General features: G+C 66.3%; 23 protein-coding genes and 1 tRNA gene. 17 read left to right on the top strand and 7 right to left on the bottom strand.

Annotation, left to right across the window (positions count from 1 at the left end):
- Positions 1–90: 90 nt before the first annotated feature.
- The 8 genes from E3T33_RS06360 (at position 91) to E3T33_RS06325 (ending at position 9,786) form a co-directional block, all read left to right on the top strand.
- Positions 91–1,041, top strand: a complete 951-nt coding sequence (locus tag E3T33_RS06360; RefSeq protein ID WP_198414404.1) for a sugar ABC transporter permease — start codon at positions 91–93, stop codon at positions 1,039–1,041.
- The gene (locus tag E3T33_RS06355) at positions 1,038–1,871 is read left to right on the top strand and encodes a carbohydrate ABC transporter permease (RefSeq protein WP_092324776.1); all 834 of its coding nucleotides are present in this window, start codon (positions 1,038–1,040) and stop codon (positions 1,869–1,871) included. The genes E3T33_RS06360 and E3T33_RS06355 overlap by 4 nt, the downstream gene beginning before the upstream one ends.
- Positions 1,868–3,535 (top strand): D-aminoacylase, encoded by a 1,668-nt coding sequence (locus tag E3T33_RS06350; protein WP_166784418.1) that lies wholly within the window; start codon positions 1,868–1,870, stop codon positions 3,533–3,535. The genes E3T33_RS06355 and E3T33_RS06350 overlap by 4 nt, the downstream gene beginning before the upstream one ends.
- Before the next feature lie 13 nt (positions 3,536–3,548).
- Positions 3,549–4,478 (top strand): aldo/keto reductase, encoded by a 930-nt coding sequence (locus tag E3T33_RS06345; RefSeq protein ID WP_166784417.1) that lies wholly within the window; start codon positions 3,549–3,551, stop codon positions 4,476–4,478.
- Positions 4,479–4,551: 73 nt separating this feature from the next.
- On the top strand, positions 4,552–5,712 hold the full coding sequence (locus E3T33_RS06340; protein WP_092324770.1) for a D-TA family PLP-dependent enzyme: 1,161 nt from the start codon (positions 4,552–4,554) through the stop codon (positions 5,710–5,712).
- A 56-nt stretch (positions 5,713–5,768) separates the two neighbouring features.
- A complete protein-coding gene (locus tag E3T33_RS06335) occupies positions 5,769–6,746 on the top strand; it encodes a hypothetical protein (RefSeq protein ID WP_166784416.1) in 978 nt (325 codons plus the stop codon).
- 108 nt (positions 6,747–6,854) lie between these two features.
- Positions 6,855–7,457: a YgjV family protein gene (locus E3T33_RS06330; RefSeq protein WP_166784415.1), complete on the top strand. Its 603-nt coding sequence runs from the start codon at positions 6,855–6,857 to the stop codon at positions 7,455–7,457.
- 211 nt (positions 7,458–7,668) lie between these two features.
- A complete protein-coding gene (locus E3T33_RS06325; protein WP_092324764.1) occupies positions 7,669–9,786 on the top strand; it encodes a phospholipase C, phosphocholine-specific in 2,118 nt (705 codons plus the stop codon).
- Here the strand turns inward: E3T33_RS06325 and E3T33_RS06320 are convergent.
- Positions 9,786–9,856 (bottom strand) — tRNA-Gly (locus tag E3T33_RS06320). The two genes, E3T33_RS06325 and E3T33_RS06320, sit on opposite strands and share 1 nt — an antisense overlap.
- A 64-nt stretch (positions 9,857–9,920) precedes the next feature.
- Here E3T33_RS06320 and dcd point away from each other — a divergent pair.
- The gene (dcd, locus tag E3T33_RS06315) at positions 9,921–10,526 is read left to right on the top strand and encodes a dCTP deaminase (RefSeq protein WP_092324762.1); all 606 of its coding nucleotides are present in this window, start codon (positions 9,921–9,923) and stop codon (positions 10,524–10,526) included.
- 96 nt (positions 10,527–10,622) lie between these two features.
- On the opposite strand, the gene E3T33_RS06310 is transcribed toward dcd, so the two are convergent.
- From E3T33_RS06310 to E3T33_RS06295, 4 genes are all read right to left on the bottom strand, one after another.
- Positions 10,623–10,886, bottom strand: coding sequence for a GlsB/YeaQ/YmgE family stress response membrane protein (locus E3T33_RS06310; RefSeq protein ID WP_092324760.1), 264 nt, complete (start codon positions 10,884–10,886; stop codon positions 10,623–10,625).
- A gap of 105 nt (positions 10,887–10,991) precedes the next feature.
- Positions 10,992–11,165 carry a CsbD family protein gene (locus tag E3T33_RS06305; RefSeq protein WP_092324758.1) on the bottom strand — a complete coding sequence of 58 codons (174 nt, stop codon included), beginning with the start codon at positions 11,163–11,165 and terminating at the stop codon, positions 10,992–10,994.
- 70 nt (positions 11,166–11,235) lie between these two features.
- On the bottom strand, positions 11,236–11,661 hold the full coding sequence (locus E3T33_RS06300; RefSeq protein WP_092324756.1) for a hypothetical protein: 426 nt from the start codon (positions 11,659–11,661) through the stop codon (positions 11,236–11,238).
- 4 nt (positions 11,662–11,665) lie between these two features.
- Positions 11,666–12,085 (bottom strand): Asp23/Gls24 family envelope stress response protein, encoded by a 420-nt coding sequence (locus E3T33_RS06295; protein ID WP_092324754.1) that lies wholly within the window; start codon positions 12,083–12,085, stop codon positions 11,666–11,668.
- Positions 12,086–12,215: 130 nt separating this feature from the next.
- On the opposite strand from E3T33_RS06295, the gene E3T33_RS06290 reads away from it, so the two are divergent.
- From E3T33_RS06290 to E3T33_RS06275, 4 genes are read left to right on the top strand one after another with little or no spacing between them, the layout of a single operon-like run.
- The gene (locus tag E3T33_RS06290; RefSeq protein WP_092324752.1) at positions 12,216–12,782 is read left to right on the top strand and encodes an RNA polymerase sigma factor; all 567 of its coding nucleotides are present in this window, start codon (positions 12,216–12,218) and stop codon (positions 12,780–12,782) included.
- Entirely contained in the window at positions 12,779–13,375 is a 597-nt protein-coding gene (locus E3T33_RS06285; RefSeq protein ID WP_092324818.1) for a hypothetical protein, read from the top strand. The genes E3T33_RS06290 and E3T33_RS06285 overlap by 4 nt, the downstream gene beginning before the upstream one ends.
- Entirely contained in the window at positions 13,372–13,728 is a 357-nt protein-coding gene (locus tag E3T33_RS06280; RefSeq protein WP_092324750.1) for a hypothetical protein, read from the top strand. The genes E3T33_RS06285 and E3T33_RS06280 overlap by 4 nt, the downstream gene beginning before the upstream one ends.
- Before the next feature lie 43 nt (positions 13,729–13,771).
- A complete protein-coding gene (locus E3T33_RS06275) occupies positions 13,772–14,296 on the top strand; it encodes a hypothetical protein (RefSeq protein ID WP_092324748.1) in 525 nt (174 codons plus the stop codon).
- A 51-nt stretch (positions 14,297–14,347) separates the two neighbouring features.
- On the opposite strand, the gene E3T33_RS06270 is transcribed toward E3T33_RS06275, so the two are convergent.
- Positions 14,348–15,097 (bottom strand): SDR family oxidoreductase, encoded by a 750-nt coding sequence (locus tag E3T33_RS06270; RefSeq protein ID WP_092324746.1) that lies wholly within the window; start codon positions 15,095–15,097, stop codon positions 14,348–14,350.
- A complete protein-coding gene (locus tag E3T33_RS06265) occupies positions 15,090–15,962 on the bottom strand; it encodes a fumarylacetoacetate hydrolase family protein (protein ID WP_092324744.1) in 873 nt (290 codons plus the stop codon). The genes E3T33_RS06270 and E3T33_RS06265 overlap by 8 nt, the downstream gene beginning before the upstream one ends.
- 153 nt (positions 15,963–16,115) lie before the next feature.
- Here E3T33_RS06265 and E3T33_RS06260 point away from each other — a divergent pair, with 153 nt between their 5' ends.
- From E3T33_RS06260 to E3T33_RS06245, 4 genes are read left to right on the top strand one after another with little or no spacing between them, the layout of a single operon-like run.
- Positions 16,116–17,402 carry an enolase C-terminal domain-like protein gene (locus tag E3T33_RS06260; RefSeq protein WP_092324742.1) on the top strand — a complete coding sequence of 429 codons (1,287 nt, stop codon included), beginning with the start codon at positions 16,116–16,118 and terminating at the stop codon, positions 17,400–17,402.
- Entirely contained in the window at positions 17,395–18,351 is a 957-nt protein-coding gene (locus E3T33_RS06255; RefSeq protein WP_092324740.1) for an aldo/keto reductase, read from the top strand. The genes E3T33_RS06260 and E3T33_RS06255 overlap by 8 nt, the downstream gene beginning before the upstream one ends.
- Positions 18,348–19,214, top strand: a complete 867-nt coding sequence (locus E3T33_RS06250) for an amidohydrolase family protein (protein ID WP_134574972.1) — start codon at positions 18,348–18,350, stop codon at positions 19,212–19,214. Before E3T33_RS06255 ends, E3T33_RS06250 begins: the two co-directional genes overlap by 4 nt.
- A gap of 33 nt (positions 19,215–19,247) precedes the next feature.
- On the top strand, positions 19,248–19,670 hold the full coding sequence (locus E3T33_RS06245) for an RbsD/FucU domain-containing protein (RefSeq protein WP_092324737.1): 423 nt from the start codon (positions 19,248–19,250) through the stop codon (positions 19,668–19,670).
- The last annotated feature ends 206 nt before the right edge of the window (positions 19,671–19,876 follow it).

Below are 19,876 nucleotides of genomic sequence, written 5' to 3'. Positions count from 1 at the left end.
CCCGCTGGTAACCCGCGGCACAACGAATGAGATACGCGGGTTGCCAGCGCCCGTCGCTGGTGACCCGCGTACCTCCAAATGAAGGACGGAATGGATATGGCTGTATTAGAGGCAGAAGGCGTGCGGACCGGCAGGCCAGCGCGAAGGCGGCTGCGCATGCCGCGCTCGGAGCCGCTGGTAGGGCTGCTCTTCATCCTGCCCACCGTCGTCCTCGTGGGCGTGATCGTCTTCTACCCCATTGTGGAGACGGCGCTCATGTCGTTCAGCAACGTCAACTCGCTGGCCCAGCGGGAGGGATTCGCTGGACTGGCGAATTACCAGGCGCTACTCTCCGACACGGTGTTCCTGCGCGTTCTTGCTCAGACCGTTTTTTGGACCGTAGCAGTCGTGGGAATCACGACGGTTGTGTCAATCCCGGTGGCGTTGGCCCTCAACCTCAACTTCCACGGTCGTCGATTGGCGAGGGCGTTACTGATCGTTCCCTGGGCGGCATCACTGATGATCAACGCGATCATCTGGCGCTGGATCCTGGACGGCCAGCACAGCATCATCAACGGCACGCTGATGAGGCTGCACCTCATCGACCAGCCGATCATCTGGCTGGGCTCCGAGGGAACAGCCTGGGCGGCAATCATCCTTGTCGGGATCCTGGTGTCCATCCCGTTCACCTCGTTTTCGTTGCTCGCGGGGCTGCAGTCGGTCCCGAGCGAACTCTACGAGGCGGCGATGGTCGATGGCGCGGGCTTCTGGGCCAGTTTCTGGCACATCACCCTGCCATTGATGCGGCCGGTTCTCATCGTGACCACGTTGCTCAACGTGATCTACGTTTTCAACTCCTTCCCCATTCCTTGGGTGCTTACTCAAGGTTCCCCGGCATACCGGACGGACATTCTGGTGACCTATATCTATAAGCGTGCCTTTGCTGAGGGTCAGTTCGGCCCGGCCGCAGCCATGGCGATGCTGATCTTCGTGCTGCTGCTGGCCTTCAGCCTCACTTTCTCTCACATCACGAAAGAGCGGGCCAAGGTGGGCATCAAATGAAGCGGCATGAGCGCGGGTTGTCCTGGTGGCTCCTGCTGGCTTTTCTCGCCGTGGTCGTGGCCGTATCGATCTTCCCTTTCGCATTTGCCCTGTCGACTTCGCTGCGTCCACGCGCGGAACTGTTCAGCTTCCCGCCGACCTGGTTCCCGAAGACGTGGGCTTGGGAGAACTTCGTCACTGTGTGGACGGCAGTGCCGTTATTGCGCTACGTGCTCAACAGCGTTGTCGTGTCTGTGCTGGCCACATTGCTGAACATGGCTTTCGCGATACCCGCGGGCTACGCCCTGGCGCGGCTGAACTTTCCGGGCAAGCGCCTGTTCCGCCAGGCCCTGCTGGTTACGCAGATGTTCTCGCCGGTTGTGCTCCTGATCGGCCTGTTCCGCTTCATGAACCAGGTCCACTTGCTGGACAACAACGCGTCACTGGTCATCACGTATGCCGCATTGAGCCTGGCCTTTTCGGTCTGGTTCCTCGCCGGATACTTCGAGTCGATTCCCATTGAGATCGAGGAAGCAGCCATGATGGATGGCTGCACCAGGGTGGGCGCGCTTGTCCGCGTCGTGCTGCCGATGTCCAAGCCCGCTCTTGTGGCTTCAGGGGTCTTTGCCTTCATCTGGGCGTGGAACGAGTTCATGATCGCGCTCACCTTCATCTCGACCCCCGACAACCGCACGCTTCCTCTGGGCATCTACTCCTTCCTGGGGCAGTACTCGGTCGAGTGGAACTACCTCATGGCAGCGGCACTGATCGCCATCGTGCCGGTTCTCATCCTGTTCCTGTTGATCGAGAAGAATCTGGTGAAGGGTCTGACGGCCGGTGCGGTCAAGTGAGCCGGGCAACCGACGCCATCGCTGACATCGACCTGCTCATTCGCGGCGGCCGCGTGGTGGACGGGACCGGTAACTCCTGGCGCTACGCGGATGTGCTTGTGCGGGGGGACCGCATCGTTGATGTGGTCGCGCCGGGCCAGTTCCTGGGAACGGCCGGCGAGGTCCTGGACGCTACAGGCCATGTCGTGGCGCCTGGTTTCGTCGACATGCACTCCCACTCGGATCTTGCACTGATAGCAGAGCCGGGCGCTCATCAGAAGCTGCGTCAGGGGGTTACGACCGAGATCGTGGGCAACTGCGGTATTTCCGTGGTCCCGATAACCGAACAGTTCAGAGCGGAATCCCGCCAGTACGCCACGCCAGTGCTTGGCTTCGGGGAGCTCGACTGGGACTGGTCCGATGTGGACGGCTACCTGGCCCGCGTTACTGCGGCCCGGCCGGCCGTGAACGTGGCCACTTTTGTCGGTCTCGGTTCCCTCCGCTCGGCCGTCAGCGGTTTCGACGCGGGAATCCCCTCGCCGCAACAGCGCCGCGCCATGGTGGACCTCGCCGCAGCGGCCTTGCGGCAGGGGGCTGTCGGCCTCAGCAGCGGTTTGGTTTATGCACCCGGGTCCTATTCCTCACACGAGGAGATCTGCGAGCTCGTTGGCGAGGCTGCCCGCGCCGGAGCACTGTATTCCAGCCACATGCGGGATCAGGGCGATGGTTTTCTGGACTCCGTTGCCGAGACCCTTGACGTCGGCCGACGCACCGGCGCGGCCGTGCAGATCGCCCATCACAAGGTCGTCGGCGGGCGGAACTGGGGGAAAGTCAGCCAGTCCCTGGCCATGCTTCGTCAGGCACGCGCCGAGGGGATCGACGCCGGATCGGATGTCTACCCCTATCTGGCGGGCAGCACGACGATGACCGCGCTCCTGCCGGACTGGGCCTTGGCCGGCGGGCTATCGGCGATGCTCCTGCGCCTCGCGGACCCGGCCGAGAGGGCAAGAATCAAGGCCGACTGGATCAACGGACGACCCCAATGGGACAACCGCGTTGCGAGCATCGGCTGGGAGAACATCTACATCAGCCATGTCTTGACGGTGGGCAACCAGGATCTCGTCGGTCTCAGCGTGGCTGCGGCATCCGCCTCCCGTTCCGAGTCGGCGGATCCCGGGGATTTCCTGCTGGATCTCCTGATTGCCGAGGATGGTGCCGTCAGTAACATTCAGGTGGCCTGCTCGGAAGAAGACCTGCGGCAGGTCATGCAGGAGCCAAGCACGTGCTTCGGCAGCGACGGCCTTCTTGCGGGGGGCCGACCGCATCCACGCCTGCACGGCACTTTCCCGCGGATCCTGGGTGAGTACGTCCGTGATACCGACATCCTCACCCTGGAGGACGCGGTGCGGAAGATGACTTCGCAGCCGGCCCGTCGACTCGGGTTGACCGGTATCGGTCTCGTTGAGCCCGGTTACCACGCGGACCTGGTCGTCTTCGATCCCGCAGAAGTGGCGGGCCCGGCAACCTATGACGATCCGACGCAAGACCCCGTGGGCATCCGCGACGTCCTGGTGTCCGGACGGTTCGCCGTCCGCGACGGCCAGCCCACCGGCATCCGTGCCGGCCGCACACTGCGACGACACCAGCCCAACCTCGATCAGCGCCCGACGGCGCTGGAAACCTGAACGAAGGAGCACCGTGAGCATCATTAACCCCCTGGAGCTGCGCCAACTCGGCAATACGCACATGAAGGTCACCGCAGTCAGCCTTGGCGGCGCGGGTTTGGGCGGAATTTTCGGGCCGGTCGGAGACGCGGACGGCGTCGCCGCAGTTGAAAAGGCCCTCGAACTTGGCATGAACTACCTGGACACGTCCCCCAAGTACGGCGAGGCCGAACGCCGGATGGGGCTGGCGCTTCGCGGGGTTCCCCGTGACAGCTACTACATCTCCAGCAAGGTCGGTACCCACCCGCAGAAGCCGGGTGACTACTCCGCAGAAGCGGCGCGATGGACCGTCGCCCGCAGCCTGGAGGTCCTCGGCGTGGACTATCTCGATCTTTGTCACATTCATGAGCCCGAGCCTGACCAGCTGGCTGCCGCGTTGGCGCCGGGGGGCGCGATGGAGGCGCTTGTGGCGCTCAAGGCGGAAGGCGTCATCCGCTCCATTGGCATTGGCGTGCAGGACCATGATCTGCACCGCCAGGCGGTGGACAGCGGCCATCTTGACGTCTGCATGATGGTCAATGACTACACTTTGCTGCGTCAGAATGCGGACGACATCTTCGCTCTGGCAGAGGCGCGTGGGCTGGGCCTGGTGAACGGTGCGGCCCTGGCCATGGGTCTTCTCTCCGGTCGCGACCCGGAAAGCGTCGGCACCGAGCGGTGGACCCCGCCGGCGGCGGAGGTTCAGGCGGCCAAACAGGTCCACGCGTGGTGTGACGAACGCGGCGTACCAGTCCTCGCCCTCGCCCTCCAATTCAGCCTGCAGCAGCCTCGCTTCGACTGCACGCTCGTTGGCGCGGCCACCGCATCGGAGGTCGTGGGCTGCTGGGAGGCGCTCAACTTCGAGATTCCCGACAAGGTCTGGGTGGAACTCCCTGCGCTCCTGGACGCCGTGCGCGTTCTCTAAGCAACCCGAATCCCATCCAAACCCGCACCAGCGCCGCAAACGCGGCAGCAGTGCCCCACTTAGGCAGACAACTATGACGACCACCACGCATCTCGCTCACCCAGAGGAACTGCTGGCGCTCGATCCGCAAGCGCAGCTGCCTCTCGACCTCGAGAGTGAATTGCTCGATACGCCCGCGCTCCTCGTCGACCTGCACGTGTTGGAAAGAAACATCGCGTCCATGGCTGACTTTGCGACACGTCGGGGCATGGCCTTGCGTCCCCACGCCAAAAGCCACAAGAGTACGTTCATCGCAGACCTGCAGCTGGCCGCCGGTGCGACGGGACTGTGCCTGGCGACGGTCGGCGAGGCAGAGGTCATGTGGCGGCATGGCGTCCGGGACCTGCTGCTGGCCTACCCGGTCTTCGGAGAGGCCAAGCTCCGCCGTCTCGCGCCGCTCGTGGACGCGGGGGCGCTGACGGTCGTTGCTGATTCGATCGATGTCGCGAGGGGATACAGCAGGATCGCCACTTCGGTCGGTCGTGAGCTTCCGGTGCTCATTGAAATCGACTCCGGTATGCATCGGGCCGGGGTCCTGCCCGAACTCGCTGGCGCCCTGGCCGCCGAAGTCGACAGGCTCCCGGGCCTGCGCGTGCGGGGCATCCTCACCCACGCCGGGCAAGCGCACCAGGCGGTGGACCAGCAGGGCATCGAGCAGGTGGCTCGTGATGAGGTACGTGCCATGCAGCGCGCCCGGGAAGGGCTCGAGGCCCACGGGCTCCAGGTTGATGTCGTCAGCGCGGGCTCCACCGTGACGACGCCGTATCTGTCCGCTGACGACGGAATCACCGAGGTTCGGCCCGGGACATACGTCTTCAATGACCTGCGCACGCTGGGACGGTACGCGTGCACGCCAGATCAGCTCGCACTCAGCATGCTGGCCACTGTGGTCAGCCGTGCTCCGGGGCGTGCCACCTTGAATGCCGGCAGCAAGAGCATTACGACGGCGCGCACGGACCAGCACGGACACGGGCACTTGGTGAACCGGCCGGGCAGCGGGTTTCGTCAGGTTTCAGAAGAACACGCCGTACTCGGTCTTGCCGCCGAGGATGAGGATCTGCGATTGGGGGAACGCGTCAGGATCCTGCCCATTCACAGCTGCGTGTGGATGGACCTGCAACGCGAGGTGTACGGCACCCGCAACGGCCAGATCGTGCAGCGGATCCGAGTTGATGCCATGCGGCGCAGCCTGTGATGTCCGCCGCGACCCACCCCCGCCCTGTGACACCTACCGACGCTAATTGGAGAACTATGTCCGGCACCGAACCCATCCTGATGCTTGATCGCGAGGAAGTCCGCAGCCTGCTGACCTGGCCTGAACTGATTGATGCGACGCAGCGCGCCCTGATCGATCTGGCCGAGGGCGACGTTCTCCCGAGCATCTCCAGTCAGCTGGTTGTGCCAGGGGCGTCCCTGCACCTCAAGTCCGGGGCCCTCACAGAACCGCCCATAATCTCGGTCAAAGCAAACCTTCGGCCCGAGGCTGGAAGCACCTCCGGGGCGATCCTGGTTTTCGACTACGAGAAACAGCGCCTGCAAGCCGTTATGGCCAGTGGTGACCTCACGGCTATGCGCACCGCGGCCATCGCGGCCGTCGCAGCCCGGGCCCTGGTGGGCCCGGGGCCGGTCCGAGTCGCGCTCGTTGGTGCGGGTCCCGTGGCGCAAAGAATAGACGAAGCGCTGGAGTACCTCGGCATCGCGGGTGACGTGCGCATCTGGAGCCGCACGCACGAGCATGCGATTGATCTGGCGGCCGCGTACCAGGGGCGGGTGGAGCACCGCGCCTGCCGAACCATTTCGGATACGGTGATCGGTGCTGACCTCGTCATCACGTGCACCCCCTCACAATCGCCGCTCGTCTCCGTGGAGGACCTGCTCCCGGACGCCGTGATACTGGCGATGGGAGCTGACAGCGCTGGGAAGCGCGAACTGGCACCCGGCGTCCTCGACTCCGCTGAGGTCTACGCGGACGTCCGCTCAGATGCGTTGGCGGTTGGTGAATGTGCTTACCTGGGCGAGGACTCTATGGTGCGGGTTTCAAGCATTGGGACCGTGCTCCAAGCAGGAATCGGGTCGCGGAGGAGTGGCCGCAGGATTGTCTTCGACTCCGTCGGCTCGTCTGCAGTGGACGCGGCCGTCGTCGGGCTCGTGATGCGCCAGGCGGCACAACGAAATCTCGGACGACGCTTCGACCTCGATGGCGGAGCCCCCGGCGAGCTCCTCAGATGATTTCGCCCGTCGTGCTCCAGCCTCCATCTGCCGGATGCCGGAAGCACGTCGGGAGCGATCCTGGTATTCGAAGTGAAGTGCAATAGCGACTACAACGTGGAGGCATGCGTGGACTGGACGTGGTGGGCGGGTCAGGCCCTGGGTTTCGTCGGCATCGCCGTCATCCTCTGGTCGCACTGGTCGAGGCAACGCCGCACCACCGTCGTCCGGAATGCGGTGGCCTCCGTCATCCTCACTGCCTCGTACTTGTTCCTGGGCATGCCCGGGACCGCCGCGATACCCGCGATCGCCGCTGTCCGCGGCTGGATCATTGCCCGCTCTGACGACCATGCGTGGGCGCGGAGCCTCTGGTGGACCCCGGCGTTCATCTCCGCTATCTGGATTGCCTACCTGGGGCTCAACGGAATACCGACCTGGTGGGCCGCGTGGCTACCGATTCTCGGTTCGGGGCTCGTCATCGCCGCGCTGTCGCTTCGCGACGTGCTGCACGTCAAAGCCGTGATGTTCTTCGGCGTGGCCACCTGGGTCACCTATGAGATCGCCTTCGGCCTGTGGGGCGTCCTCGGCGGAGAGGTCATCGGACTGGGCCTGATTGGAACTGCATTCGTGATGATCCTGCGACAGCGTCGAGCTTTCCCCGAAGCCGCGGGTCAATCCGGGGCCGTAGCAGTGACCTATGGATTGTCGGAAGCGAACACCCCGAGGACCTGATGACCGCCCGGACAGGCATGGGTGGAGCACTGTGGCCGGCAGACGCACCAGCCTTCGAAACCGACTAGCCGACGGATGAGATCGGCCCGGTCGGCGATCGCCTGACGCGGGTGTTCATCCCGCGTTTAGCTAGCATTTGCTGCCAGTCAGGGTGCGGACGCGAAGCTGGCGTGGGGGTGCGAAAGTCACTCAGCGCCCGCTTTGCACGTCGATGAAAGGCAGTCGCATGTCCAGCACAGGTTTTTCCCGGCGTCGGTTTCTGAGCACTGCGGCAGCCGCTGCGGCAGTCGGGACCGCGAGTTCTCTTCTCCCTCCCTCCGTGCAGGCGGCGATGGCGCAGCCGATTCGCCCCGGCGGGCTGAAGGCCATCAAGCACGTCATTGTGCTGATGCAGGAAAACAGGTCCTTCGACCACTACTTCGGGTCCCTGCGCGGAGTCCGCGGCTTCGCGGATCAGGCGGCGCTGCGCTTGCCCAGCGGCAAACCCGTTTTCGAACAAGCCTCGGCCAGCGGCGAGACCGTATTGCCGTTCTCGTTGCGGAAAGCTGCCGAACTGGCCGGTCGCCCGGCCTCTGATATCCAGTATCTGGGCGCGTTGGATCACTCCTGGGCCGGGACGACCGCGGCCTGGGGCAACGGGTGGTGCGACAAGTGGATCCCCTCCAAGAGCCCGTCGACCATGACGTACTACGAACGTGCGGACATCCCGTTGCAGTACGAGCTGGCGGATACCTTCACCATCTGCGATGCCTATCACTGCTCAATCAACGGATCCACGAACCCCAACCGCAACTATCTCTGGTCCGGAACGGTGGGTAATGAGCCGGGTTCCGCCTCCCGCGCCGTCACCAACGCCGCCTACAACTATGACCATGCCGGCTACGACTGGACCACGTACCCGGAACGGTTACAGGAGGCCGGGGTGTCCTGGCGGATTTACCAGGACTGGGACAACTTCACCGACAATGCTGTGGAGTACTTCCAGACCTTCAAGAAGATCGGCCACAAGATGCTGGCCGCCGTGGACGGTCACCTGCGCACCACAGAAGAGTTCTACGACAGCCTGGCCGCGCAGGCCCCCGCCGAGCAGCAGCGGCTGTTGGCCCAACTCAGCCAGGGCCGTGAGCTGCTCAGCGAGGCGGAGAAATCGCTCTTCGACAAGGCAATGTGGCGCGGCAATCCGGATACTCTGCTCGATCGGATGCGCACTGATATTGCCGCGAACGAGCTCCCCGAGGTCAGCTGGATCGTCCCTTCGGCCGCGGACTCGGAGCATCCCGGAGCCTCCACCCCGGTAGGCAGCGCGAACTTCGTCTACCGGCTGCTTGACACCATCGCGAGCGACCCGGAGACCTGGGCGACGACGGCCCTCTTCATGAACTTTGATGAAAACGACGGCTACTTCGACCACGTCCCCCCACCCGTTGCGCCACGACCGGAGTCTGGCAGCGGCGATGACTGGTTTGGCGGCTCGCCCATCGGCCTGGGCCCGCGGGTGCCGATGACCGTCGTCTCCCCGTGGACTATTGGCGGCTATGTCAGCTCAGAAGTCTTCGACCACACGTCCGTGATCCGCTTCCTGGAACGGTGGACGGGGGTTCGGGAACCGAATATTTCCGCGTGGCGGCGCACCGTCTGCGGCGATCTGACCAGTGTCTTTGACTTCACCAGGGCGGGCACGCAACCCGAGGTGGATCACCCCGGCCCGGTTCCCGCCGCCATCGCCCGCTGGCATCCCACCCCGCCGACGGCCCAGGCCTCACCAATCCAGGAATCCGGAACCCGTCCGGCTCGCCCGTTGCCCTACCGCCCGAAGGTTGCCGCCCAGGCGCACCCGGCCGGCAACGTGACGCTGGCGCTGATGAACACCGGTCCACGGTCCACGCACTTCGCGCTCTACGGCTATGCGGGCGAGTATGCCGTGCCGCAGCACTTCGACGTGCTGAAGAACCTCAGCGTGGACGTTCCAGTGAAGAACGGGAAGTACGACCTCGCCGTCTCGGGGCCGAACGGCTTCCAGTACGAGCTGGCGGGCACATCCGCAGGGGCCGCTGTGGGCGTGGATGCCAGCATTACGGAGAATCGGGAGGCAAGCGACGTGGAACTCGCAGTCAGCAACACCGGATCCGTTGCCGTCACGCTGACGTTCACGTCCCTGCAGTACGTCAGCCACGCCCACACGCAGGTCCTGCGGCCCGGACAGCGGAAGAAGCTCAGCTGGCCGGCACTCAACGGCTGGTACGACGTTGAAATCAGTACTACGGAGGACGCCAGCTTCCGCCGCCGCCTGACCGGTCGGGTCGAGGATGGTGGCGCCGGCATCAGGTGAGCGGATGACGGGAATCGAACCCGCGCTATCAGCTTGGGAAGCTGAAGTTCTACCATTGAACTACATCCGCGTATCGGCGTTGTCGCTGCCGGAACCGTGCCAGCTTATCAAGTACGCGCCGGTAGGCTGGCATCGTGCTTCTCTCGGACCGCGACATCAAGGCAGAACTCGGCGCTGGACGCATCCGTCTGGACCCCTACCAGCCGGAGATGATCCAGCCCTCGAGCATCGACGTGCGACTGGACCGGTACTTCCGGTTGTTCGACAACCATAAGTATCCGTACATCGACCCCGCCGAGGATCAGCCGGATCTGACCCGCCTGATCGAGACTCAGCCGGACGAACCTTTCATCCTGCACCCCGGTGAGTTCGTTCTCGGCTCCACCTACGAGCTCATCAGCCTGCCCGACGACGTGGCCGCCCGACTCGAGGGCAAGAGTTCGCTCGGCCGGCTGGGCTTGCTCACTCATTCCACGGCCGGCTTCATCGACCCCGGCTTCTCCGGCCACGTCACGCTCGAGCTGAGCAACGTCGCGACGCTCCCGATCAAGCTCTGGCCGGGAATGAAGATCGGCCAGCTGTGCTTCTTCCAGCTGAGCTCGCCCGCCGAGCGACCCTATGGATCGGGCGAGTACAGCTCCCGCTACCAGGGCCAGCGCGGGCCGACCGCCTCGCGTTCATTCCAGGGTTTCCACCGCACGGATGTGCGTGCGAGCGACGCCGGCAGCACCGGCGAGTAGCCGGCACCACAGCAAGAAACCGCAGACAAAAAACCCGCCGGCGCACCGAGAGTATCGGTGCGCCGGCGGTTTTTTGCGGGCCGTGCGGCCGGGGCGTTACGCCTTGCGGCGGTTGAAGACTGCGCTGTAGACCAGCAGCACGATGATCGAACCACCGATGGCCAGGAGCCAGGTGGAGATCGAGAAGAAGTCGTTCAGCGGCACGTTGAACAGGAGCGATCCGAGCCATCCGCCGAGGAACGCGCCGATGACGCCCAGGAGGAGCGTGATGAGCCATCCGCCGCCCTGGCGACCCGGCAGGATAGCCTTTGCGATCGCGCCGGCAATGAGTCCGAGGATGAGGAATGCGATGAAGCCCATGTGGGTGTCCTTTGTTCGATAGTGATGTGTGTTCGATAGTGATGTGATTGTGCGGGTCGCGGGGCCCGAATCCCCCAGGGAAACCCGGGCACCGCCGGAAGACGTCTACTTTTTGAAGGCGTCCTTGACGTTTTCGCCGGCCTTCTTCAGGTTGGCACCGGCCTGGTCGGCCTTGCCCTCGGCGACGGTTGCGTCGTCGTCGGTTGCCTTGCCGAAGCCCTCTTTGGCCTTGCCTTTGAGGTCATCGGCTTCGTTGTTGATCTTTTCTGATGCGCCCATGAGGGGCCTCTCTTTCTCTCGGGGTCGTGCACAGCCGACATGGCCGTGCCGTGGAAGTGGGCGGGGGCAGTTATTTGCGCGAGATGGCGCGGGCGAGAATGCCCGCGACGATGCCGACCGAGGCGAGGCCGACCGCAACGAGACCCACAAGGCGAACGGGATCCTCGCGGTAGCGCGAACGCACCCGGGTCAGGATGGTGCCGGCCAGCGCCGCCGCCTGGGGAGCGCTGCTCTGCCGCACAGTGACACGGCCGATGGTCGAACCGATGAGGTCGCCGGACTCCTGGCGGATCTGCTCCTGCACCCGATCGATCATTGTGGCGGCCGGGATGGGCGCGCTCACCGTGAGTTCGATCCGGCCGTCGGGCCGGGCGAGGGTGACACCGACCGTGTCCGGCGCCAGATTGAGATGCGAGGCGGCCACGGCGGCGGCGACGCGCGTGACTGCGCGCGCGCTGATCCGGGTGGTGCCCCGATCCGTTTCTTGCTCGATCACCTGTTTACGCTCCGACCTGTGTGTTCGCGCTGCCGGTGGTGTCGTCGTCGGAGACCAGGTGCACGTCTTTGACGGTCACGTTGACCTCGGTGACCTGCAGTTCGACGAGGGACTCGACGGCCGCGATGACCGCGGCGCGCACATCGGCGGCGACCTTGTGCAGCGGAACCGGGTACTCGGCGACCAGGGAGATGTCAACGGCGACCTGCGAGTCCGCGACAGTGATGCTCACGCCTTGGTCGAGGTCGGCGCCGCTGATGGCGTCGCGGATGGCGCCGAGGGGGCCCGCGCCGTTGGCCAGCGTGTGCACGCCGGATACCTCGCGCGCCGTGATGCCGACGATCTTGGCGATGACGCTGTCGGTGATGACCGTTGTGCCGGCAATCGCGCCGCTCGTTTCGAGTGTGGGTGCGGTGTCAACCATTGTGTTCAACTCCTTGCAAGAATAGGGACCAGTCAGTTCGGGCAACCGAATCGCATGGTCACTAGTAGGACGCAACTCGACGCGCATTCGTCACGGAAGCGCACGAAAAAGTTTGACAAGGGGGTTTCCGATGACGCAGTCACACAACAATCTGCGCCTGGTCGAGGCACCCGACGCTGTGCTCGCGGGCCGCGCCGTGGACGGGGACGTGCGCTCCTTCGAGGTGCTGGTTCGCCGCCACGGGCCGCTGATGCGGGCCTATGCGACCCGCGTGCTCGGGTCGACGAGTGAGAGCGACGACGTCGTCCAGGAGGCCTTCATCACCGCCTGGGACCAGCTGCCGACCCTGAAAGACCTGAGCGCGGTCAAGTCGTGGTTGATGCGGATCACGAGCCACAAGGCCATCGACCGGATTCGAGCGCGCCGCGATCACGCGCCGCTCGAGGATTGGGACGTGGAGGCGCCCGACTCCGACACTCCGCACCATCGCGTCGAGGCCGACTCGCAATGGGACAAGATCTCAGACGTCCTCGGTAGGCTCAGCGAGACGCAGCGTCAGTGCTGGCTGCTGCGCGAAATGGGTGGTTACAGTTACGACGACATTGCGGAAGAACTCAAGATTCCTCCCTCCACCGTGCGCGGACACCTGGCTCGGGCGCGACGGAAACTAGTGGAAGAAATGGAGGAATGGCGATGACAACACCGAACACTGAGGCGCATGACCAGTCGGAAGACATCATTGCCGACCTCAGCGAATACCTGGACCGGGGCGAAAGGCCCCCGCAGGAGCTGCTGGACCGTTCGCCCGCGCATCAGCTCGCGCTCGAATCGCTGCTCCGGTTCCGCGCCGTGGCCGGCGGCCTGCTCCAGGCCGACGCCGACGCCGAGCCGGCCAGGGACGACAGCTGGGTCTCGCGCATCCTGACCAATATCCACATCGAGGCGCGCGCCGGGAGATCCATTCCGCTCACGTCGCCGAGCCCGAACGCCGAGTTCAGCATCACGGAAGGGGCCGTGCGCGGGCTCATCCGTGCGGCCGGAGATTCCGTACCCGGCGCGCTGATCGGCCGCTGCCGGCTCGACGGCGATGTCACGGTGCCCGGCGCCCCGATCACCGTCGCGGTGGAGGCCGGCGTCTACTGGGGCGAACCCATTCCGGCGGCCGCGCAGCGCATCCGCGAGGACATCGCCGGTGCGCTCCGCCGGCACACGGAGCTGACCCTCGCCGCCATCGATGTGACCGTTACCGATGTCACCGTCGCCCGCGACGGGCAGGAGCCGGACCAATGACGACAACAGAGCTGCATGAGCAACTGACCGGACTGGTGAAGTCGATCGACGGGGTGGTGCAGGTCTACGACGCGCGCCCGACCGCCCTCGCCGCGGCCGCGGACCTCGTGGCGACGCTCATCGGGCAACCGTCCGGGGAACCGATCGCGGTCAGGAACTCCGGCGGCGGGATCAGCGTCGCGGTGAGCGTCGCAATCTCTGACGCGAGCCCGGCCGCCGAAGTGTGCGAGCGCATCCTCGAAGCCATTTCCGGTCACCTCGGCTCGGATGCCGACGGCCCGGCCGTCGACCGGGTGACGATCCAGGTCAGCCGGATCAGCTCGGGCGAGGACGGCGGCGAGCCCGGCGCGTAGCTTGTTCACACGGACGCAGCATGGGCCGGGCTAAAATCGGGGTATGACCTCCGCTTCCGTGCCCGACTTCGCCCATGCGCTCATCGCGCCGGGACCAACGCCGGAGTACCCCGGCCGGATGCGCCGGTTCGGCCAGCTCGTTGGCTCCTGGTCGACGAAGAGTTCCCGACTGGACGAGGAAAGCGGCCAGTGGAGTGAACGCGAGTTCACCTGGATTGTCCAGTTCATCCTGGACGGCCGCGCCGTGCAGGACGTCGAGGTCGTTGCCAGCGCCACGCATCCGTCCGGATTCGAAACCGTGGCCACTGCCGTCCGGGTGTACGACCCGAACGCCGGCGCGTGGAGGGTGAGCTTCTTCTCGCCGGTCCTGGGGGAGTACTGCCACCTCGTCGCTACTCCGCATCGCAACGGACTGCGCCAGGACGGCACCGGCACCGACGGGCGCCTGATCCGCTGGAACTTCACGTCGATCACGGCCGAGGCCTACACCTGGGAGGGCTGGGTCTCGAACGACGAGGGGGCCAGCTGGCTCCTGGTCGCGCGCAACCAGGCCACCCGCATCCACTGACCGTCGGGGAGCGAACCCGCGCCGCGTTCGCCCGGGAAGGGGCCTCGCGGGCTACTCGGGTCGGAGACGCAGGTTCTGCATGCCGCCGTCGACTTCGAGCGAGACGCCGGTCGTCGAGCCGGATCGCGGGCTGGCCAGGTAGGCAACCGCGTCGGCGACCTCATCCGCGGCGACCAGTCGCCCGTGCGGCTGGCGGGCGCTGAGTGCGGCACGTTCGGCGACGGGGTCGTCGGCCTTCTCGAGGAGACGGCCGATCCACGGAGTGTCCGCGGTGCCGGGGCTCACGCTGTTGACCCGGATGCCCTCGCCCAGGTGGTCGGCGGCCATCGCCCGGGTGAGCGCGAGCACGGCGCCCTTCGACGCGCTGTAGAGGGCGCGCGCGGGCAGGCCGGCCGTCGCCGCGATCGAGCCGGTGTTGACGATGGCGGCGGAGGGCGACTGGCGCAGCCACGGAAGCGCGGCGCGAGAGACCCGCGCGATCCCGACGACGTTGATGCTCAGAACGCGGGCCCATTCGTCGTCGTCGTTGTCGGCCACCGTGCCCTGCGCGCCGATTCCCGCGTTGTTTACCACGATGTCGATTCGCCCGAATTCGGCGGCCACGGCGGCGATGGCCGCACGCACCGACGCATCGTCGGCGACGTTGGCCCGCACGGCGAAGTGTGCGGCATCCGCGCCCTCCGGCTGGAGGTCGAGCACGGCGACGGACGCACCGCCCTCCCGCAGCCGACGGGCGATCGCGGCTCCGATGCCGGACGCACCCCCGGTGACGACGGCGACGAGGTTCTCGAACTCATTCATGGTGCTGCCTTTCGTTGGTGGCATCGATGAACTCCTGGCGCTGACGTCCGAGGCCCTCGATCTCGATCTCGCAGACGTCGCCGGCCGCGAGGTAGGGGAACCGACCGGACAGGGCAACTCCCTCCGGCGTACCGGTCAACACGAGGTCTCCGGGCTCGAGCGCCAGGTACTGGCTCAGGTGCCAGACCACGAAGTCCACCGGGAAGATCTGGTCGGCCGTGGTCGAATCCTGCCTGGCCTCGCCGTTGACCCAGCTCCGCAGAGCCAGGTTCTGATAGTCGACCTCATCGGGGGTCACGAGCCACGGTCCGGTGGGGTTGAAGCCAGGAGCGCACTTGCCCTTCGACCACTGGCCGCCGGAGACGGCCATCTGGAAGTCCCGTTCGGAGAGATCGTTTGCCGTGACGAATCCGGCGATGTGGTCGATGCTCTCCGCCGGCGACGCGAGGTAGGACGTGCGCTTGCCGATCACGATGCCCAGTTCCACCTCCCAGTCGGTCTTCGTGCTGTTCCGGGGGATCTCCACCGCGTCGTTGGGCCCGACCACGGTGTTGGGGGTCTTCAGGAAGATGATCGGCACATCGGGCGGGGTGGACCCTGACTCGGCCGCGTGCGCCGCGTAGTTCATGCCGATGCAGACGACGGCGCTCGGGCGGGCGATCGGCGCGCCGATGCGCAGCGATCCCGCTCCGGCGACCGGCGCCAGGGAGCCGGCCCGGAGCGCCTCACGCACGCGCTCCACCCCGCCGGACGAGAGGAAGTCTCCGTCGATGTCGCGCGCGATCGGCGAGAGGTCGAAGTACCGGCCGTCAACGAGCACGGCGGGCAACTCGCGGCCGATCGGGCCGAGGCGGGCGAATTTCATGAGTCAACTTTCCTTTGGCGACTGGTGTGATCGAACATCTGAACTCTCCGGCCGCGATTTCGGCAGGGACGGATGAACGTGGCCGCACATCGCCAATTGACATTCTATACATCCGATGTTTAGGCTCGGGGTGCCGATCAAGGAGAAACATCTGTGAGTACCGTTATCGCGCTGGAGACCAGCGACGTGCGCTTCCCGACCTCGACCTCGCTGGACGGGTCGGACGCCATGAATCCCGACCCCGACTACTCGGCCGCGTACCTGCGCATCGTCACCGACGCGGATGACGACCTGGAGGGCCACGGCTTCGTCTTCACGATCGGTCGCGGCAACGAGGTGCAGGTGGCCGGCATCCGTGCGCTCGCCGACCACCTCGTTGGCCGAAATGTCGAAGACCTTTTGGGCAACATGGGGGAAACCTGGCGCGGCTTCGTCTGGGATTCGCAGCTGCGTTGGCTCGGCCCGGAGAAGGGCGTCATGCACATGGCCATCGGCGCGGTCGTGAACGCGCTCTGGGACCTCAAAGCCAAACGCGCCGGCCTTCCGCTCTGGCAGCTCCTGTCCCGCATGACACCGGAGCAGCTCGTCGAGCTGATCGACTTCCGGTACCTCACCGATGCCCTCACCCCGGAGGACGCCCTCGGTATTCTCCGTGCGGCGGCGCCCGGCCGGGCGGCGCGGGAAACCGAGCTGCTGGCATCCGGTTATCCCGCATACACGACGACGCCCGGCTGGCTGGGCTACAGCGACGAGAAGCTGGCGCGGCTGGCCGGGGAAGCGGTCGCGGACGGTTTCTCGATGATCAAGCTCAAGGTGGGCGCCAACGTCGACGACGACATCCGCCGGATGCGCATCGCCCGGGAAACGGTCGGCCCGGACATCCGCATCGGCACCGACGCCAACCAGCGCTGGGGCGTCGACGAGGCGATCGAGTGGATGGCACGCCTGGCCGAATTCGACGTCGCCTGGATCGAGGAGCCCACCAGCCCCGACGACATCCTCGCCCACGCAGCGATCGCCCGCGGTGTCGCGCCCATTCCGGTCGCGACGGGGGAACACATGGCCAACCGGATCATGTTCAAACAGTTCCTTCAGGCCGACGCCCTCCAGGTGCTGCAGATCGACGCCACCCGGGTCGGCGGGGTGAACGAGAACATCGCCATCCTGCTGCTCGCGGCAAAATTCGGCGTTCCCGTCTGCCCGCACGCCGGCGGTGTCGGCCTGTGCGAGGCGGTGCAGCACCTCTCCATGTTCGATTTCGTTGCCGTCTCCGGCACGACCGAGCAACGAGTCATCGAATACGTCGACCACCTGCACGAACACTTCGTGACGCCCGCGATGGTGCGGCGGGGCGCCTACCGGGCGCCGGTGGCGCCCGGCGCCGGCACCGAGATGCACGCGTCCAGTCGCGCCGAGTACGCTTTCCCCGGACATGACTGATCTGGCACTCCCGCGCCTGGGCTACGGCGCCGCCAATGTGGGCAACCTCTACCGGGCGCTGACGGATGACGAGGCCTGGGCGGTTCTGCAGGCAGCCTGGGATGAGGGAATCCGGTATTTCGACACGGCCCCGCACTACGGGCTGGGCCTGTCGGAGCGCCGCCTCGGCGCTTTCCTGGCGAGCAAGCCGCGGGGCGAATACCTGGTGTCGACCAAGGTGGGGCGCCTGCTGCGGCCGAACCCGGAGGGGGCCGGCACGCTGGACCTGGCGCATGACTTCGCGGTGCCGGCCGACACCCGGCGGGTCTGGGACTTCTCGGCCGCCGGCATCCGGCAGAGCGTCGAGGAATCGCTGGCGCGCACGGGGCTCGACCGGTTCGATGTGCTGTTCCTGCACGACCCGGAGCGCCACAGCCTGCGGGAGGGGCTCGAGTCCGCCCTGCCGGCGCTGGCCGGGCTGCGCGAGCACGGGCTCGTCGACGCCATCGGGGTGGGGTCGATGGACACGAACGCACTACTGGCTTCGGTGGAGACCGATCTGCTCGACCTCCTCATGGTGGCCGGTCGCTTCACGCTCGCCGAACAGCCTGCGCTGGCCGAGGTGATCCCGGCCTGCCGGGCGCACGGCGTCGGCATTGTCAACGCCTCCGTTTTCAACTCCGGGATGCTCGCGACCGACAACCCCGGGGCGGGGGCGCGGTACGACTACGGGCAGGCGCCGGCCGAGGTGCTCGCCCGGGTGCAGGCGATCGCTGCCGTCTGCCGGGACTTCGGGGTCTCGCTCCCCGCTGCCGCACTGCAGTACACCCTGCGCGACGACACGGTACGCACCATCGTGGTCGGCGGGAGCCGCCCCGAGCAGCTGCATCAGAACGCCGAGCACATGCGGGTGAGTATCCCCGAGCAGCTGTGGCAGGCGCTCGCCCGGAAGAAACTCATCCCCGCATGAGCGCCGAGCCGCGCCGCATCGACGCCCACCTGCACCTCTGGGACCTGGCGGTGAGCGACTACGCCTGGCTCGGCCCGGAAATGGGCGTCCTGCACGCCAGCTGGTCGCCGGAAGAGGCGGCTGCCGAACTGGAGGCGGCCGGCATGGCGGGCGCCGTGCTCGTGCAGGCGGAAGATACCGAGGTCGACACCCAGTACCTGCTCGACGTCGCCTCCGCCCACCCGTGGGCGCTCGGCGTGGTGGGCTGGATCCGGCTCGACGATCCCCTCGCCGCCGGCCGGGACCTCGATCGGTGGCTGCAGCATCCCGCGTTCTGCGGCGTGCGTCACTTGATCAACGACGACCCGCGGGCGGATTTCCTCGACCGTTCGCGCGTGCGCTCCTCCCTCGCGGAACTGGCGCGACGCGGTCTCCCGTTCGATGTGCACGACGCCTGGCCGCGCCACCTCGGCCAGACCGAGCGGCTTGCCCGCGACCTGCCTGTCCTCACGCTGGTGATCGACCACCTGGGCAAACCGCCGCGCGGCCGGGACGGCATGGAGGCGTGGAGGACGGCCGTGGCCGGGGTGGCCGCGAACCCGAACACCGTCGCCAAACTCTCCGGGCTCCACGTCACGGATGCCCCGTTCACGGCCGATGCCCTCCGGCAGGTCTGGGACACAGCACTCGAGTTGTTCGGCCCGGGGCGCCTCATGTACGGCGGCGACTGGCCGCTGACCGTGCCCGTTGGCGGCTACCAGCCCACCTGGCAGGTCGCTTCGGAACTGATCGGAGAGCTGGCCCCGGCCGAACAGGAGAACATCCTGTCCGGCACGGCCACTCGCGTCTACGGGCTCCCCGATGCGCCGCCGCCTCGCCCCTGACCACGCCGAACGACCACACGAAAGGAAGCCGCCATGCTGCAGGGAATCAACCCGCTCCTGACCGGAGAGCTGCTCAAGCACCTCGACGAGATGGGGCACTCGGACACCGCCTTGATCGTCGACGCCCACTTCCCTGCTTCGCGCCTGGCCCGACGCCTCGTCTCCATGCCGGGCACATCATCGCCCGACGTGCTCGAGGCGGTGCGCAGCGTGCTTCCGCTCGATGACACCCCCGCCGTCGACCTAATGACTTCGGCCGATGGATCGCTGCTCGAGGTGCAAGAGCAGCTCCTGACCGCCGCCGGCGTCACTGCCCAGGGGAGCCGTTTCCTCGACCGGTATGCCTTCTACGATGCCGCCGACAGCGCCTACGTCATCATCCGCACCGGCGAAACGCGCACCTACGGCTGCGTGATCGTGCGGAAGGGACTCGTCGGGCACGCCTCCGCTGCCTAGGAGGTGCCCGTGCTAGTGCTGGGCGATGGACTCGACGCCGTGCAGCCGCCCGCGAATGAACCTGTTGGCGTGGGCGGCCAGGTCGCACAGATCACAACAGCGCGTCAAACGGACGCGCATAACACTGCAGCACAGAAGGAGCAATCATGAAGGTACTTATCACCGGAGCCCACGGTAAGGTCGGCCGTGCCGCCACCCAGGCCCTG

It is taken from the genome of Cryobacterium sp. TMT1-2-1 (assembly GCF_004403955.1).
Lineage (GTDB): Bacteria > Actinomycetota > Actinomycetes > Actinomycetales > Microbacteriaceae > Cryobacterium > Cryobacterium psychrotolerans.
The sequence above is the reverse complement of the archived record's forward strand: the minus strand, read 5'-3'. Positions and strand labels throughout refer to the sequence as shown.

Coding starts and splice junctions, on each gene's coding strand:
- E3T33_RS06360 (WP_198414404.1), top strand. CDS start 91: ATGGATATGGCTGTATTAGAGGCAGAAGGCGTGCGGACCGGCAGGCCA.
- E3T33_RS06355 (WP_092324776.1), top strand. CDS start 1,038: ATGAAGCGGCATGAGCGCGGGTTGTCCTGGTGGCTCCTGCTGGCTTTT.
- E3T33_RS06340 (WP_092324770.1), top strand. CDS start 4,552: ATGACGACCACCACGCATCTCGCTCACCCAGAGGAACTGCTGGCGCTC.
- E3T33_RS06335 (WP_166784416.1), top strand. CDS start 5,769: ATGTCCGGCACCGAACCCATCCTGATGCTTGATCGCGAGGAAGTCCGC.
- E3T33_RS06325 (WP_092324764.1), top strand. CDS start 7,669: ATGAAAGGCAGTCGCATGTCCAGCACAGGTTTTTCCCGGCGTCGGTTT.
- E3T33_RS06310 (WP_092324760.1), bottom strand. CDS start 10,886: ATGGGCTTCATCGCATTCCTCATCCTCGGACTCATTGCCGGCGCGATC.
- E3T33_RS06305 (WP_092324758.1), bottom strand. CDS start 11,165: ATGGGCGCATCAGAAAAGATCAACAACGAAGCCGATGACCTCAAAGGC.
- E3T33_RS06295 (WP_092324754.1), bottom strand. CDS start 12,085: ATGGTTGACACCGCACCCACACTCGAAACGAGCGGCGCGATTGCCGGC.
- E3T33_RS06290 (WP_092324752.1), top strand. CDS start 12,216: ATGACGCAGTCACACAACAATCTGCGCCTGGTCGAGGCACCCGACGCT.
- E3T33_RS06285 (WP_092324818.1), top strand. CDS start 12,779: ATGACAACACCGAACACTGAGGCGCATGACCAGTCGGAAGACATCATT.
- E3T33_RS06280 (WP_092324750.1), top strand. CDS start 13,372: ATGACGACAACAGAGCTGCATGAGCAACTGACCGGACTGGTGAAGTCG.
- E3T33_RS06275 (WP_092324748.1), top strand. CDS start 13,772: ATGACCTCCGCTTCCGTGCCCGACTTCGCCCATGCGCTCATCGCGCCG.
- E3T33_RS06270 (WP_092324746.1), bottom strand. CDS start 15,097: ATGAATGAGTTCGAGAACCTCGTCGCCGTCGTCACCGGGGGTGCGTCC.
- E3T33_RS06265 (WP_092324744.1), bottom strand. CDS start 15,962: ATGAAATTCGCCCGCCTCGGCCCGATCGGCCGCGAGTTGCCCGCCGTG.
- E3T33_RS06255 (WP_092324740.1), top strand. CDS start 17,395: ATGACTGATCTGGCACTCCCGCGCCTGGGCTACGGCGCCGCCAATGTG.
- E3T33_RS06250 (WP_134574972.1), top strand. CDS start 18,348: ATGAGCGCCGAGCCGCGCCGCATCGACGCCCACCTGCACCTCTGGGAC.
- E3T33_RS06245 (WP_092324737.1), top strand. CDS start 19,248: ATGCTGCAGGGAATCAACCCGCTCCTGACCGGAGAGCTGCTCAAGCAC.